Origin of the sequence: Geodermatophilus chilensis, from assembly GCF_002802985.1 — a bacterium.
GTDB lineage: Bacteria > Actinomycetota > Actinomycetes > Mycobacteriales > Geodermatophilaceae > Geodermatophilus > Geodermatophilus chilensis.
Genome location: NZ_NVPT01000133.1, coordinates 1 through 15,064, shown reverse-complemented (window position 1 = coordinate 15,064; position 15,064 = coordinate 1). Strand labels below are relative to the sequence as shown.

Annotated in this window: 11 protein-coding genes, 2 tRNA genes and 1 pseudogene; 6 read left to right on the top strand and 8 right to left on the bottom strand. The window is 70.3% G+C overall.

What is annotated here, in order from left to right; all coding sequences use genetic code 11:
- The first annotated feature begins 199 nt into the window (after window positions 1–199).
- Window positions 200–1,123 (top strand): DUF559 domain-containing protein, encoded by a 924-nt coding sequence (locus CNO22_RS19740; protein ID WP_100500975.1) that lies wholly within the window; start codon window positions 200–202, stop codon window positions 1,121–1,123.
- Between the two features lie 57 nt (window positions 1,124–1,180).
- On the opposite strand, the gene clpX is transcribed toward CNO22_RS19740, so the two are convergent.
- The 5 genes from clpX to CNO22_RS19715 all read right to left on the bottom strand — a co-directional run bounded on the left by clpX (window position 1,181) and on the right by CNO22_RS19715 (window position 5,991).
- Complete coding sequence (clpX, locus tag CNO22_RS19735; RefSeq protein WP_100500974.1) at window positions 1,181–2,452, bottom strand: ATP-dependent Clp protease ATP-binding subunit ClpX; 1,272 nt, start codon at window positions 2,450–2,452, stop codon at window positions 1,181–1,183.
- Between the two features lie 282 nt (window positions 2,453–2,734).
- The gene (locus tag CNO22_RS19730; RefSeq protein WP_100500973.1) at window positions 2,735–3,361 is read right to left on the bottom strand and encodes an ATP-dependent Clp protease proteolytic subunit; all 627 of its coding nucleotides are present in this window, start codon (window positions 3,359–3,361) and stop codon (window positions 2,735–2,737) included.
- Between the two features lie 20 nt (window positions 3,362–3,381).
- Window positions 3,382–4,017, bottom strand: coding sequence for an ATP-dependent Clp protease proteolytic subunit (locus tag CNO22_RS19725; protein WP_456298005.1), 636 nt, complete (start codon window positions 4,015–4,017; stop codon window positions 3,382–3,384).
- Window positions 4,018–4,315: 298 nt separating this feature from the next.
- The gene (gene tig / locus CNO22_RS19720) at window positions 4,316–5,800 is read right to left on the bottom strand and encodes a trigger factor (RefSeq protein ID WP_100500972.1); all 1,485 of its coding nucleotides are present in this window, start codon (window positions 5,798–5,800) and stop codon (window positions 4,316–4,318) included.
- 117 nt (window positions 5,801–5,917) lie between these two features.
- A tRNA-Pro gene (locus CNO22_RS19715) sits at window positions 5,918–5,991 on the bottom strand.
- Window positions 5,992–6,079: 88 nt separating this feature from the next.
- Between CNO22_RS19715 and CNO22_RS19710 the strand changes: the two genes are divergently transcribed.
- From CNO22_RS19710 to CNO22_RS19695, 5 genes are all read left to right on the top strand, one after another.
- Window positions 6,080–6,153, top strand: a tRNA-Gly gene (locus tag CNO22_RS19710).
- Between the two features lie 295 nt (window positions 6,154–6,448).
- Complete coding sequence (locus CNO22_RS19705; RefSeq protein WP_100500971.1) at window positions 6,449–8,215, top strand: KAP family P-loop NTPase fold protein; 1,767 nt, start codon at window positions 6,449–6,451, stop codon at window positions 8,213–8,215.
- The gene (locus CNO22_RS19700; RefSeq protein WP_100500970.1) at window positions 8,215–8,994 is read left to right on the top strand and encodes a hypothetical protein; all 780 of its coding nucleotides are present in this window, start codon (window positions 8,215–8,217) and stop codon (window positions 8,992–8,994) included. Before CNO22_RS19705 ends, CNO22_RS19700 begins: the two co-directional genes overlap by 1 nt.
- Window positions 8,995–9,044: 50 nt before the next feature.
- The gene (locus CNO22_RS27870; protein WP_232807187.1) at window positions 9,045–10,265 is read left to right on the top strand and encodes a hypothetical protein; all 1,221 of its coding nucleotides are present in this window, start codon (window positions 9,045–9,047) and stop codon (window positions 10,263–10,265) included.
- 88 nt (window positions 10,266–10,353) lie between these two features.
- Entirely contained in the window at window positions 10,354–11,019 is a 666-nt protein-coding gene (locus CNO22_RS19695) for a TatD family hydrolase (protein WP_198588455.1), read from the top strand.
- Window positions 11,020–12,511: 1,492 nt separating this feature from the next.
- Here CNO22_RS19695 and CNO22_RS29255 read toward each other — a convergent pair.
- The 3 genes and pseudogenes from CNO22_RS29255 to CNO22_RS30170 all read right to left on the bottom strand — a co-directional run.
- Window positions 12,512–12,892 carry a VOC family protein gene (locus tag CNO22_RS29255; RefSeq protein ID WP_100500967.1) on the bottom strand — a complete coding sequence of 127 codons (381 nt, stop codon included), beginning with the start codon at window positions 12,890–12,892 and terminating at the stop codon, window positions 12,512–12,514.
- A gap of 1,150 nt (window positions 12,893–14,042) precedes the next feature.
- On the bottom strand, window positions 14,043–14,513 hold the full coding sequence (locus CNO22_RS27865) for a tyrosine-type recombinase/integrase (RefSeq protein ID WP_157937025.1): 471 nt from the start codon (window positions 14,511–14,513) through the stop codon (window positions 14,043–14,045).
- A gap of 32 nt (window positions 14,514–14,545) precedes the next feature.
- Window positions 14,546–14,749, bottom strand: a pseudogene (locus CNO22_RS30170) (phage integrase N-terminal SAM-like domain-containing protein); the annotation flags it as partial.
- Between the last annotated feature and the right edge of the window lie 315 nt (window positions 14,750–15,064).

The following is a 15,064-nucleotide window of genomic DNA, read 5'->3' as shown; positions in this document are numbered from 1 at the left end:
CCGGCATCGACCGCGGCCACCACCCGATTCCGCAGATCCATCGAGTACGCCCGCACGCCGGGCCTGAATACCCCCGCCAACCAATCAGCACACCGCTGTGAGGCCCAGAACCAGCGCGGTTCTGGGCCTCGGACGTCCAACACTCGGCTGTCCACAGTGCCGCCCCGCGAACTCGGCCGAACCGGCCAGGATCTCGGCCGTGCACGATCTCGCACAGCTGCTCCCCCACGGTGTCGGCCGCCGTGACCGTGTCACCCTGGCCACCAGCTCCAGCAGCGTCAGCCGGTGGCTGGCGCAAGGCGCGCTCGTCCTGATCCACCCGGGCGTGCTGGCCGTCGCGGAACGGTCCGACGACTGGGGCGTCCGCGCCTGGGCGGCGGTCCTCTGGTCCCGCGGTCCTCTCAGCCACCTGTCCGCACTCGCCGTGCACCGACTGGTGGCCACGCCGCCGCCCGGGCCGCTGCACGTCACCGTGCCGGCTGACCGGTGGCCCCGCGGCGCTGCCGAGGTGGTCGCCCACCGCACGACCCTGCCGGTGCGGGTCTGCCGGGTCGGCGGGCTCCCGGTGCTGGAGCCGGCGCGGAGCCTGGTCGACGCCTGGAGCTGGGCCTCCAGTCCCCGCCGCAACCCGGCCGCCCGGCTCGAGACCCCGCTGGTCCGCCAGTCCGTCATCGAGGCGGTGCGCGACCGGTGCGTGGACGTCGCCGACCTGCGCGCCGAGTCGGCGTACCAACGGCAACACGCCGGACGTGCGGCGCTGACCGACCTGCTCGGCCTCGTGGCGGGTGGGTGCCAGAGCGAGCTCGAGATCTGGGGCGTCACCCACGTGCTCCGGCTGCCGGGACTGCCACCGCCGGTGCAGCAGCACCGTGTCGTGTTGCTCGACGGGCGTCGCGTGGACCTCGACGCCGCGTGGCCCGGAGCCAGGGTGGCCGTGGAGCTCGACGGCGCCGCGTTCCACGGCAGCCGACAACAGCGGGAGCGGGACCTGCGCCGGGACACCGCCCTGGCCGCGCTGGGCTGGGTGGTGCTGCGCTTCAGCTACCGCCGGCTCACCACGGACCCCGAGGGCTGCCGCCGCGAGATCGAGGCCGTGCTCCGCCGCCGACTGGCACTGCGTTGAACGCCTGAGGCCCAGAACCAGCGCGGTTCTGGGCCTCAGGCGTTCAACGGTCTTCTACTACGCCGACTTCTCGCGGGGGGCGCGGCTCGGCTTGCGCGGCACGATCGTCGGGTTGACGTGCTCGAGCACGACCTCCTTGGTGATCACCACGGAGGCGACGTCGTCCCGGCTGGGGACGTCGTACATCACCGACTGCAGGACCTCCTCCATGATCGCGCGGAGGCCGCGGGCGCCGGTGCCGCGGAGGATGGCCTGGTCGGCGATCGACTCCAGCGCGTCGTCGGTGAACTCGAGGTCCACCCCGTCGAGCTCGAACAGCCGCCGGTACTGGCGCACCAGGGCGTTCTTCGGCTCGGTGAGGATGTTCATCAGCGCGTCGCGGTCCAGCTTCTCGACGCTGGTGATGACCGGCAGCCGACCGATGAACTCGGGGATCATGCCAAACTTCAGCAGGTCCTCGGGCATGACCTCGGCGAAGGCGTTGGCCTCGTCGATCTCCTTCTTGCTGCGGATCTCCGAGCCGAAGCCGATGCCCTGCTTGCCGGCCCGCTGCTCGATGATCTTCTCCAGCCCGGCGAAGGCGCCGCCCACGATGAACAGCACGTTCGTCGTGTCGATCTGGATGAACTCCTGGTGCGGGTGCTTGCGGCCACCCTGCGGGGGCACCGACGCCGTCGTCCCCTCGAGGATCTTCAGCAGCGCCTGCTGCACGCCCTCGCCGGAGACGTCGCGGGTGATCGACGGGTTCTCGCTCTTGCGGGCGATCTTGTCGACCTCGTCGATGTAGATGATGCCGGTCTCGGCCCGCTTGACGTCGTAGTCGGCGGCCTGGATCAGCTTGAGCAGGATGTTCTCGACGTCCTCCCCGACGTAGCCGGCCTCGGTGAGGGCGGTCGCGTCGGCGATGGCGAAGGGGACGTTGAGCATCCGGGCCAGGGTCTGCGCGAGGTGCGTCTTGCCGCACCCGGTCGGGCCCATCAGCAGGATGTTGGACTTGGCCAGCTCGACCGAGTCGTCACGGCTGCCCGCGCCGCCGGCCTGCACCCGCTTGTAGTGGTTGTAGACCGCGACCGAGAGCGCACGCTTGGCCTTGTCCTGGCCGATCACGTACTGCTCGAGGAAGTCGTGGATCTCCTTGGGCTTCGGCAGCTCGTCGAACTTCAGGTCCGACGACTCCGAGAGCTCTTCCTCGATGATCTCGTTGCAGAGGTCGATGCACTCGTCGCAGATGTAGACCCCGGGGCCAGCGATGAGCTTCTTGACCTGCTTCTGGCTCTTCCCGCAGAACGAGCACTTGAGCAGGTCACCGCTCTCACCGATTCGTGCCACCTGCTGACCTCCACCTCGGGGGGATTTCCAGGCTCCTGGTGTCAGGTGCCCGCCTGTTGATGGTGCTGATGTCCGGCGCTCGGCCTCGCTCGGCGAGGCGCTCCTCCTGGCACGTCAGGCCGGGGATCGGGTGCTCGCCGACCGTACCTGCCGACACCGACCCCGGAGGGCGATGACTCGCCCGGCGACGACGGCGCCTTGACCACATGCGTCCCGCGTCCCTCGACGGTACGGGGCGAGCGCCCGACACGCGCGCACTCGACCCGTACCGCTTTCGGGGATTCAGCCCGGGAGCGCGTTGAGCTTGCGGCTCTGGATCACCGCGTCGACGATCCCGTACTCCTTGGCCTCCTCGGCCGTGAGGATCTTGTCGCGGTCGATGTCGGACCGGACCTGCTCCGCGGTGCGGCCGGTGTGCCGCGCCAGGATCTGCTCCATCTGGAGGCGCACCCGCTCGATCTCCGCGGCGTGGATCTCCAGGTCGGAGACCTGACCGCCGGCCTCGCCGGAGGGCTGGTGGATCAGCACGCGCGAGTACGGCAGCGCGAGGCGCTTGCCGGGGGTGCCGGCGGCCAGCAGGACGGCGGCGGCCGAGGCGGCCTGGCCCATGCAGACGGTCTGGATGTCGGGCCGGACGAACATCATCGTGTCGTAGATGGCCATCAGCGAGGTGAAGGAGCCACCGGGCGAGTTGATGTAGATCGTGATGTCGCGGTCGGGGTCGTTGGACTCCAGCGTGATCAGCTGGGCCATGACGTCGTTGGCCGACGCGTCGTCGATCTGCACCCCGAGGAAGATGATGCGCTCCTCGAAGAGCTTGTTGTACGGGTTGGACTCCTTCATGCCGTAGCTGGTCCGCTCCACGAAGGAGGGCAGGATGTACCGGCTGGAGGGCATCTCGAAGCTCATGTCAGTTCTCCTCCGAACCGTCAGTTGTCGGTGACCGGGTTGGCCTGGTCGGTCATGGCGGCACGGCTGACGACGTGGTCGACGAAGCCGTACTCGAGGGCCTCCTGCGCGGTGAACCAGCGGTCGCGGTCGGAGTCCCGCTCAATCTGCTCGATCGGCTGGCCGGTGTGGAAGGACTGCAGCTCGTTGAGCTCGCGCTTCGTGCGCCGGAACAGGTCGGCCTGGATCGCGATGTCGGCCGCGGTGCCGCCGACGCCGGCCGAGGGCTGGTGCATCATGATCCGCGCGTGCGGCAGGGCGTAGCGCTTGCCCTTGGCGCCGGCGGTCAGCAGGAACTGGCCCATCGATGCGGCCAGGCCCATGCCGTAGGTCGCGACGTCGCAGTCGATGAACTGCATCGTGTCGTAGATCGCCATGCCGGCGCTGACCGATCCACCGGGCGAGTTGATGTACAGGTGGATGTCCTGCTTGGGGTCCTCGGCCGACAGCAGCAGCATCTGCGCCGCCAGCTGGTTGGCGATGACGTCGTCCACCTGGGTGCCCAGGAAGATGATGCGCTCGCGCAGCAGGCGCTCGTAGACGGAGTCGCCGAGGTTCATCCCCCCGCCGTTGGTGCGCAGCAGCGGCGCACCGGCCGGGTACGGGTTCGTGCTCACGGGTGCGGTGACCTCCGTAGGACTGTCGGGTAATCGCGTCGTTGGCTCGGTTTCGGTGCGGAGCCCGGCGGGCGGGGGTGCCCCGCGGGAATCGCCAGAGTCTGCGTCGACCCTAACGCGCACCTGCGCGGCGACAGTCCCGGCGCAGGGGGGTGTTCGCCGTGGGCGCAGCGCCGGTCGGCCCGGGACGACCGACGCCGTCCCTCCCCGGTGCGGGGTGGGACGGCGTCGGTCGTGCGGCGGCCCCGTCCAGAGGCTCGCCCCGCGCTTGCTCGGGCGAGGAGGACGGGGTCCTCTTTCAGCTCTTGGTGACGTCCTCGGTGTCCTCGGTCGCGCCCTCGGTGGCCTCGACGGCGGGCGCGGCGGCGACCTCGGCGTCGGGCGCCTCGTCGGCGTCCTCGGCGTCGTCCTGGCTCCCCGCGGTGTCGGCCTCCGCGGTGTCGGCGGCCGGGGCCTGCACCGTCTTCGGACGCAGTGCCTCGAGGTCGACCACGTTGCCGGAGGCGTCGGTGATCGTCGTCTCCTCGAGCAGCCGGGCGAGGACCTTGGTGCGGCGGACGTCGGCGACGAACTCGGCGATGTCGCCGCCCTGCTGGAGCTGCTGGGCGTACTGCTCCGGGCTCATCCGGTTGCGCTGCGCCTGCGCCATGATCTGCGCCGAGAGGTCCTCGTTGTCGACGGTGACCTCACGGGCGTCGGCGATCGCGTCGAGGATGAACTGGGTGCGCACCGCCTCCTCGATGTTCTTGCGCTGCTCGGCGTCGTAGGCCTCCCGGTTCTCGACACCGGCCATCTGGAAGAAGCTTTCCCAGTCCATGCCGGCCTGCTGCAGCTCGGACTCCATGGCGCGGTCGCGGAACTCGATCTCGCGGTCGACCAGGGTCGCGGGGATGGGCACCTCGACCGTCTCGAGCAAGTGCTCGACCAGCTTGTCGCGGGCCTGCGCGCCCTGCTGCAGCACCTTGGTGCGGGCCAGCCGGGTGCGGACGTCCTCCCGCAGCTCCTCGAGGGTGTCGAACTCGCTGGCGGTGGAGGCGAACTCGTCGTCCAGCTCCGGCAGCTCCTTGGTCTTCACCGAGCGGACGGTGACGGTGACGTCGGCCGTCTCCCCGGCGTTCGGGCCCTGCAGCAGCGCGGTCTGGAAGGTCTTCGACTCGTCGGCCGACAGCCCGCGGACGGCGTCGTCGAGGCCCTCCATGAGGTTGCCGGAGCCGACCTCGTAGGACATGCCGGTGGTCGAGCCGTCCTCGAGCACCTCGTCGCCGAGCTTGGCCTCGAGGTCGATGGAGACGAAGTCGCCGTCCTGGGCGGGGCGGTCGACGCCAGTGAGCATGCCGAAGCGCTCGCGCATGACCGAGATCTGCTGGTCGATCTCCTCGTCGGTGACCTCGGCGTCGTCGACGGTGACCGAGAGGTCGTCGAGCGAGGGCAGCTCGACCTTGGGGGCGACGTCGACCTCGGCGGTGAAGGCCAGGGTGTCGTTGTCGTCGAGGCGGGTCACCTCGATGTCGGGCTGACCCAGGACGCGCACCTGGTTCTCCCGCACGACCTCGGAGTAGACCTCCGGGATGGCGTGCTGGACGACCTGCTCCAGCACCACCGGACGGCCGATGCGCTGGTCGAGCACCCGGTTGGGCACCTTGCCGGGGCGGAAGCCGGGCACGCGCACCTGGCGGCCGAGCTCCTTGTAGACCTCACCGAAGGCGTGGTCCAGGTCCCCCCACGGCACCTCGATCGCCATCCGGACCCGCGTGGGGCCCAGTTCCTCGATGGTGCTCTTCACAGCGGCAGTGCTCCTCGATCGGCAGACAGGGACGGGCGCCGGACGACGCCGGGTCGACCCACGAGTCTAGAGACAGCCGCGCAGGTGCCGGTCCGGCGGACCGGGGGGTGCAGACGGTCGGGGTGACAGGATTTGAACCTGCGGCCCCCCGCTCCCAAAGCGGGTGCGCTACCAAGCTGCGCCACACCCCGTGGCGGGTCGAGTCTAGGTCCCGGCCGAGCGGGGACGACGCGGCGTGGGTGGCCGGCACGCGGACGGCTACGCTGTCGGGGCACCGTCGCGGGTGTAGCTCAATGGTAGAGCCCCAGCCTTCCAAGCTGGCCATGCGGGTTCGATTCCCGTCACCCGCTCCACGTTCTGACCAGGTTAGATGCCCATTTTCGGAGCTCAGCTGGGCAGCGCCACTCCTTCCGTGCCTTAGCAGCGCTGACCCCTGTTGGCCGCTGAACACCGGCTTTGGCCGGTGCTTGAGGCACGGATAAGGCACGACCGACGAGCCGCCCAGTCGGCCAACGGGAGAACCCCGGTGAGTTCAGGCCCAGCACGCCGTCGAGACCAGTCGAGAAGTTCGGCAACCAGGTCGCGGCCGGACTGCGACCAGCACCGCATCGGCGGATCACTGTCAGTCACATCGTGCAACATGGAGTCATGACCACCGCCGATGCTCTGCCTGCGCCGCTGTTCGACGACAACCCTGCGGTCGAAGACCTCCTGGGCTTCACGGGCGTCGCCGAGGCTGTCGTTCGCGTCTTGACCGCCGGCGGCCTCGACCCCGTCACCGTTGGCGTGCAAGGTGCGTGGGGCGGCGGCAAATCCACGGTGCTGAACCTCGTCGCCCAGCGGCTCGAGTCGGTGGGGCACGTCATCGTCGTCCGAGTGGACCCGTGGGAGTTCGACGACAGCCAGGATGTCCGGGGGACGCTGATCGCGCTGGTCCTCAACGCGCTGCAGGAACAGCTCTCCAGCCAGACCGTCGACCTCCCGGCATCCCGCATGTGGGACGTGGTGACGAAGCTGAACGAGCTGCGCCGGCGCATCGCCTGGGGCCGCGTCGCGAAGGTCCTCGTGACCAGTGCGGCCACGATGACGCCTGACATCGCGGGGTTGGTGGACGCTCTCACTCCGGCAGGACCGGATGACGCAGGGGCCGCGCAGGACAAGCCGCAGAGCATGGCCGGGTTCCGGGAGGACTTCGAGTCGCTGATGACTCAAGACCTGGGGTTCACCAAGGTCGTCGTGCTGGTCGACGACCTGGACCGCTGCCTCCCGGCGGCGACCGTGGCGACGCTCGAGGCGATCAAGCTGTTCCTGTCGGTGAAGAAGATGGCCTTCGTGCTGGCGGCCGACGAGGACCTCGTCCGCGCCAGCGTCGACAGGCACCTGGGTGGCCTGAAGAACGGCGTGTTCGCCGCGCTGTACACCGAGAAGATCGTCCAGATCCCGATCTCGCTGCCCGTCCTGACGCAGCACGACGCCGAGGCCTACGTCGCGCTCCTGCTGGCAGGAAATCTGCAGATGACCGGCACGGAGGCGACCGCGATGGTCGAGCGCGCGTCGGAGCGACGGCGAGCCGGCACCGCTCCGTACGTCGTCCCAGACGAGGACGGCGCCGGCCCTGACGCCGACGTGCTTAGCATGGCCGCGACCGTGGCGACCGGACTGTCCGCGGACATGTGGCAGACACCGCGTGCCGTGAAGCGCTTCTTGAACAACCTCTCGATCCGACAGCACATCGCCCGCGCCGCGGGGGTCGACCTGCCCCTCCAGGTGCTGATCAGGATGTACGTGCTGGAGCTCCGCCACCTCACGGAGTTCAAGCTGTTGGCGGCGCTGCCCGCCGACGAGCGTGCGGCGCTACTGCAGCAGTGGGAGGCGTGGGGCAGCCACCAGGAAGGAGCAGCCAAGCCTGAACAGGTAGACGAACGGACACGGGCATGGGCGGGCACGCAACCCTCCCTGGCAGGCCGGACGGCGGAGATCGACCGTTACCTGAGCTTCGCGTCCACTCTGAGATCGGACGTGCGCTTCGGCGGCGCGATGGACGCGGGTCAGCGTGAGCTCGTGGAGCGCCTGCTCAGCGAGTCCGACAGCGAGCGGCGGGCCGGGGCCGAAGACGCGCTGCGAGCCGACGAGGAGACACAGCAGGTCCTCGTCGGAGCCCTTGCCGGACACATCCTGCGCGTCGAGGACCCCGAGCACGCCATCGAGTCTCTGACCCGCCTCGCGCGCGACAACGGGCTGCTGGTCCCGGCCGTCACGACGGCTCTGCAGCGCGTTCCGGTGCTCCGGTGCCTGGAGCCGCACCATGTGCCGATGCTGGCCGCCCTCCCGGGCGTCCTGCAGTCGATCGTCGAGACCGACGATGTCGATGAGCAGGTCGTCCGAGCGGCGCGAGCAGAGATGACCGGTCGCTGATGGGAACCTCGGGCGCCTACGGCGGCAGCGGCTCCGCGTCGTGGGACGACGCCCACGACCTCTACCAGCAGGTCACCAGCTCATCCCCCGGCAGCGCGGGGCCGTCGACCTCTCAACTCGTCACAGCGCTCGCCGCCGCCCTCCGACGAGCCAACGGTGACCGGAGTGCTGACGCCGGCGCGTACTCCGCTACCGGCACGGCCCGCGTCCGCGGCTTGAGCGCGGATGGCTACACGCGCAGCCGGACCTCGGGCGGATCGGCCGGGGGCTTCGTCCGGCGGGCGGCCCGCGGCGCGGCAGCCGTCGGAGGAGCTCAGGCGTACCGCGCCCGCGATGGGCAGGCACTCACCGACCTCGGCCTCGACCTCGCCGCTCTGGACGCCCTTCCCAGCGACCGGGATCGGTGCGTGGCCATCGCCGATGCGTTGCTGGGCGCACCTGCCCATCCCGACGACGCAGCGCTGAAGGCCGCAGCGATCCAGACGATGATGGACGCCCTACGCAGCAAGGACGAGTTCACTTCCGAGCAATTGATCGAGAACTTCACTGCCAACCTCACCTACGAACAGGTGCTCGTCGAGCTCACGTCGCAGCGCCGGACGACTGCGGTCCCGGCCGCGCAGGCCGCCAAGACCGAGAAGCGGATCAAGAAGTACATCCGCACCAGCGTCCGTACCGCCGGACGTGCGGTGAGCCGGAGGCTGGACCTGCAGGGCCTGATCGATCGTGCAACCAGTCTCGCGGCACGGGTTCTGGGCATCTTCGGTCAGGCGACATGACGAGTCTCCGGGTCGAGCTCGGCCCATCCGGGATCAGCCCCTCAGACCCCATGGCCGTCGTGTACGAGTGGCCGACCGAGGCGGGCCGCAGTGACACCATCCGCAGCGACCTCGGCTGGCGCGCCGCAGAGCTCGGCACCCCAAGCCCGCCGAGCAGAGACTTCCTGCGCGTGGTGACGGCCGCCTACATCGCGGACCGTGCGGCGCGGCAACCGGATCTGCGCCTCGCGCGGACGCTCACGCTCACGGTGCACGTGGAAGAGCCGGAGGTCTGGACCGACGACGTCAAGGAACGGCTCGTCGACCTGCTGCACTGGCTGACCGGCGACGACTGGGCGCTCCGCTGCGTCCGCGCGCCCGAGGGCGGCGGCACCACGACACCGGCCCTGGACCTGCCCATCGCCGACGACGTCTGCCTGCTCTCCGGCGGACTGGACTCCTTCTGCGGTGCCCTGATCCGTGTGCAACAGCCCGGCACCGTCCGCTTCCTCGGGCACGCCGACACGTCCACCGCCGTCCGGCACGCCCAGCAGCGGCTCCAGCAGCACCTGGCCGCGGCGTCCCCACCCTTCCCTTACGTTCAGTACGCCCTGCGGCCGCGAGGAGAGGTGCGCAACCGCGTGCCCAAGACTCGGTCGTTGCTGTTCATGGCGATGGCGGTCGCTGCGGCGACCGGGACGGGGGCGCGACGCGTCCTCGTCCCGGAGAACGGCTTCACCAGCATCAACCCGCCACTGGAGCCTTCCCGCGGCGGCGTCCTCACGACCCGGTCCACGCACCCGTGGACCTTCCACTCCTTCGCCGAGCTGCTGGACGCACTTGACCTGGGACAGGTGGAGGTCACCAATCCGCACGCTCATCTGACCAAGGGCGAGCTCGTCCGACAGGCGCTGGGCGCGGCGACGGCGGACATCCACGACCTCGCGGCTGAGACTGTGTCGTGCGCCAAGATCAACGCCGGCCGGCCCAAGGGCGGCAACCCCAACGCGCAGTGCGGCCTGTGCGTCGCCTGCCTCGTCCGCCGGGCTGCCTTCATCGCCGCCGGCGTGCCAGACCGCACGGACTACGCAGGCACCGGATCGGCCGGACCGGCCCAGCACGTGCGCAGGGTGCGACGTCATGACACAGACGCCTGGCGATCGGCGACGACCGCGGGGATCCCCGAGCACCGCATCCTCGGCGCGGGCCTCTGGCCGCCAGGGACCGACTTCGACGCCGTCCTCGATCTCTGCGCCCGCGGACTCAAGGAGCTCGCCCGTGTCCCCGTCTGAACTCCCGGCCCTCGACTGCCACGCGCACATCGCGCCCGACGTCACGCCGGCGCAGGTGGCGGGGCTCCGCGGCTCGCTCGTCTTCGCCATGACCCGCTCCCCCGCGGAAGCGCGCGCGGCGTCGCGACGGAACGACCAGACCCTGCTCTGGGGCTTCGGCGCCCATCCCGGCGTGTCGGCGGCGGTGGCCGCGGTGAACGAGGCCCTTCTCGTTCAGGCCGTCTCCGACTTCGTGCTCATCGGCGAGGTCGGCCTCGACCGCCGAGGCCCGGCCGCCCCACAGCAGCACGCGCTCGAGATCGTCCTGGGAGCGTGCTCCGGTCGCCCCGTCCTGCTCTCCCTGCACAGCACCGGCAGGACGCGGCAGCTGCTCGACATGCTCCGCCAGCAGCCGCATGCCGGAGCGATCCTCCACTGGTTCAACGGCTCGCCTGATGAGATCGCCGAGGCCACCGACCTCGGGTGCTACTTCTCCGCAAACAACGCAATGACCGATGGGCGCCTCGCCCTCATGCCTCCGGACCGGCTACTGCCCGAAACCGACTTCCCCTCGTCACGGCGGACCATCCTCGCGAGCCGGCCCGGGGACACAGCGGCGCTGGAACGCCGGCTGGCGTTGCGCGATGGCGTGTCCGAAGGCGCGGTCCGACTCGGCTGGTACGCCAACCTGCGGCGTCTCATCGACTCTGCGGGTGTCACAGGGCGCCTCCCGAGCCACTGGCGCCAACTCCTCTCGGCACTCCCCACCGAGTGATCGCGAGTGGACGAAGGCCCCGTCCACGGCGGAGCGCCGCGGCTGGTCGTCCGATTGGAGTTGCACTGGCGATGCTCGGCGTGTCGCTGAACCCTCCGTTGCACGAGAGCGGCGTTGCTTGGCCAAGCTGGCGGGCGTGAGCGCGAGCGAGGGCGTGGGGGATCCCGATGCCGTAGACACCTGGCCGACGTCGGTCCGACAGCTCGTCGAAGGGTGGGACGACACCGTTCCCGAGTCGGAGTTCTGGGAGGACCTCCGCGTGCCCGACGGTGGGACGGATGAGTTGGTCGCCGCGCTCGCCGGTCACCGGTTGCGCGCCTACCACTGCACCCGGCTGCTCGCGCATGAGGCGCAGGCAATCCGCCAGCAGGGGATCCGGGTGTTCGCCCGAGACCTGTTCGACGAGCGGATCACAGCCGCCGCGTCGCACGGAGCCATCGCCGACGCCGACCGCGATGCGCTGCTGCGCGGTCACATGTACGGCTGCGGTGAAGCCCACTCGCGGGGGCACCGGGCCGGTCAGGTCTGCCTCGTCATCGGCAGAAGCGTCTTCGACCACGATGCCGACTGCGTGCGCCCCCTGCTGAGCAGTTGGGGCGGAGAGGGATCTACTTCCCCTCCGGCACGGCGCGACTGGAGCCGCTTCTCCGGACGCTCGGCACACCAGCCGTGGTGGTCACCGCCCTCCCGATGCTGGCGGATCACCGGAGCATGCGGTGGTTTCCACCGCTCTCCCACCTCCTGCTGGCCACCTGGCGGAGAGTGCCCGGGCACGCAGACCTGCACTACTCGGCGCCGGTCCCACCCGACGCGGTCGTTGACCTCTGGCAGCCCGGACACCCCGAGTACGACCGACATGGGGAGCTCCCCCTCACCTGACACCGCCCTCAGGTCCATGTCCGGTGACGCACCTCCCCACCCGCCGCCCCGACCACCACGTCGACTGCGGACCATCCCTGCGCAATCAAGATCACCAGCCGACACACCTGCTGCACCATCCGGCGAAGCCGTTGACCCCCAGCCGTCGGCCGCGGGTTCGCCCAGGTCCGCGTGAGTTCATCTGCGCAGGTCAAGCGGCACGTGGAACGAGAGCGAACAGAGACGAACCCCCGCGAACAGCCCCCAATGGTGGTCGAAATGGTGGTCAAGAATCGCCGTCCGGGCAGCGTAGATGCGTCCGTCGCACCGCAGAATTGCCCGCTGCGGAGCGTGACGGTGGCGGGGAGGGCCAGGCCGCAACATCGCCGGCCTCTGCCCGTTCGTGGCGTCGGTTCGTCGTTGTTCGTGGGCTTGGCGGACAGCATCAGTGCGCGGGAGCTGCACCCCGACGGCACCGCCTCGACGCACTGACCCTCACCGACCGCACCCCGACTGCCGATGACCGACGCCGAGTGGGACGGCGTCGGCCCGCTGCCCGCCCTCACCTGTTGCTGCCGGCCGGAGCGGCCCGTCGAGGCCGCGGTCGGAGGGGGCGGCGACCTGGCAGCGCGGGTCAGCTCTCGAGCACCGACATGATGTTGCCACCGGGATCGGTGAACCAGGCGATCGCCGGACCCTGCGGGCCGCGGGCGATGCCCTTGTCGTCCTGGTCGAAGCTCTCGTAGCGCTCGAACCGGACACCGCGGGCAGCCAGTTCGTCCACGGCCGTCTCCACGTCTGGGACCGGAAAGTTCAGCACCGTGAAGGTGGCCGGTGTGTGCTCGGGCTTGGCGTACACCAGCACGTCGGTCCCACCACCCAGGTGCAGGGTGAGAAGTCCATCCATCTCCGGGTTCGCCTCCACCCGCAGCCCGAGGGTCTCCTCGTAGAAGCGGCGGGCGGCGTCAAGGTCGGGGACGGCGAAGCCGCTGAAGGCGGGACTGTCGGTGAGCACGGTCGTTCCCCTCTCGATCGGTCCTCGCCCATTGGACCGTCCGCAAGCGCCGCACTCATCGGTCCCGCAGCTCAGGCGGCTGTGATGTCTGTGCGGGTGCACCGCAGTTCGCCGCCGTCGGCACCACGTTGCCGTACCGGTTGCCGTGGTTCCCCCGCGCCCGCGTTCGGGCGTGTCATCCGCCTGAGCGTTCCTCCGGCCCGACCTCCGCCCAGCCGCCGGAGCATTCTCCAGCGTCTCTCCAGCTGGTCCCCCTGACCCGTCGCCGGCAGCCACCGTGCCGCCGGGCCGGCCGGTGCTCAGCAGCAGGAGGCGGAGGCGCTGCTGCTGTCTCGCCGCCCGTCCAACCCGGAGGCGGCAGCTCGGCTGTGGATCCTCGCGAAGGTGGGGCATCTCGTGGCGCACATAGACGCGAGGCGCGTCGTCCCCACCCCCGTCGCCATTCCAGCTCCCTCGCCGTATCCACGATGCTGATGACCGGATCGAACAGTCCCCCCGACGTGGTTCAGATGACGCCGAGCTCGCCGCCGTGTCGCCGGGTGCCAGCGTGGTCACCCGGCCGGTCAGGGGCACATCGCGATGACCACCGCTCCCGAGCTGTTCGTCGCCGAACTCCTCGGCCTCCTGCGCGCGGACCGGACCGGCGAGCAGCAGTGACCCTCCCTGGGCCCGCCCGTCGCGGGGCCCGTGAGCCGCCGGGGCAGCGGGAGCCCACAGGGGAACGGGAGGGGCGCGGCCACGTGATGACCAGCACAGTCGCGGACGGCCTCCGTCGCTACGGCGAGTGCGTGGACCTGGCCGGGCTGATCCACCGCTGCGACCGCGGGGTGCACCCGGCGATCCGCTACCCCGAGCCGCTGACCGAGATCGGTGCGGTCGGCTCCGTCGGCTCGGTTCACGCCCGGCTCCCCAACCACGCCCAGCTCGCCGCGCAGAGCCACGGGTTCGGCGACGTTCAGAGAGGCCCCTCGGGTCAGGTCAAGAGGCATACCGAACCAGGACGAACGAACCCGAACGGCCACGACCGAGACCGAAGATCTGCCAGCTGCTTGACGCGGGACACACCCACACAAGCGCCGAAGCCCCCACGACTGTCCGGTAGTGGGTCGCTTGAGGACAGACTCGACTCCGCGTCGGACTGGTCTTTGGCTCAGCTGGCCCAACCGGCGAGGAACCCGGCGATCTGGTGGGAGGCGTGGCGTTCCAGGGCATCGCCGGTGATGTCGTAGCTCCCGAGGGTGGTTTCCGGGCGGACGTGGCGCAGCAGGCGCTGCACGTCCCGCAGCGGAATGCCTTGGTTGAGCCCCACGGTGCCAACCGTGCGGCGCAGGGCGTGCGGGCCGATGGGCCTGCGGGGATCGGCACCGGCACGCGTACCGGCTTGTCGCCCTTGCCGATGACCAGGAGCGTGGCGTAACCGCGCACGGTGGCGAAGGACTCCACGGGCAGGGTGGGCATCTCGGTGGCCCGCAGGCCCATCATGCCGGCGAGCACCGCGATGGCGTGATGGGTGGGGCCGAGGGCTCGGGCTGCGGTCAGATAGGCGGCGTACTCCAGCACGGTGAGGACTTCGCGGCGCTGCAGCTCTCGATGGATCTTGGGGCGCGCGACGCGGGCGCACGGGTTTACCGCTACGAGCTCCTCCTGGTGGGCCAGGCGGTAGAGACTGGCGACGGCGTCGTAGTGCGCCGCGATCGACGCCCGCGCCAGGCCCGAGTCGGCCACGCTGCGCAGCCACAGCTCGACGTCGGCACGCCGGGCGGTTAGCGGGTCGATGCCGCGGCCGGTACACCACCGCACCCAGCGGGGCAGGTACGTGGCGTAGGTCCGCTGCGTGCTGGGCTTGTAGCGGGACAGCCTTCACCGCGACCGGGCGCCTGCATCACTCGGATGCCGGGTCGCAAGGCGGATTCAAGCGGTCGTCGCAACACCCCGATCAGCAGGGGTGTGACGTTGGGACGAACTGCAGCGTGGATGTCGACGAAGACGGGCCGCGCGCCGATGCGGTCTCCGGGCCGGCCGCCGCCGCGGCGTGATGTCAAGCGGGCGTTCTGGGTCAAGATCGCCGAGGGACTGACAGCGCATCTCAGGCAGCTTGGCGGGTGGGGTAGCCGGCGTGGGTGAACCAGCCGGCGGCGTCGGCGGCGGTGACCGCGTCCAGCGCGGTGGCGA

What these genes read in the sequence shown, in the direction of transcription:
- CNO22_RS19730 (WP_100500973.1), bottom strand. Translation starts at nt 3,361, where the DNA reads ATGAGCTTCGAGATGCCCTCCAGCCGGTACATCCTGCCCTCCTTCGTG.
- CNO22_RS19705 (WP_100500971.1), top strand. Translation starts at nt 6,449, where the DNA reads ATGACCACCGCCGATGCTCTGCCTGCGCCGCTGTTCGACGACAACCCT.
- CNO22_RS19700 (WP_100500970.1), top strand. Translation starts at nt 8,215, where the DNA reads ATGGGAACCTCGGGCGCCTACGGCGGCAGCGGCTCCGCGTCGTGGGAC.
- CNO22_RS27870 (WP_232807187.1), top strand. Translation starts at nt 9,045, where the DNA reads ATGGCCGTCGTGTACGAGTGGCCGACCGAGGCGGGCCGCAGTGACACC.
- CNO22_RS19695 (WP_198588455.1), top strand. Translation starts at nt 10,354, where the DNA reads ATGACCCGCTCCCCCGCGGAAGCGCGCGCGGCGTCGCGACGGAACGAC.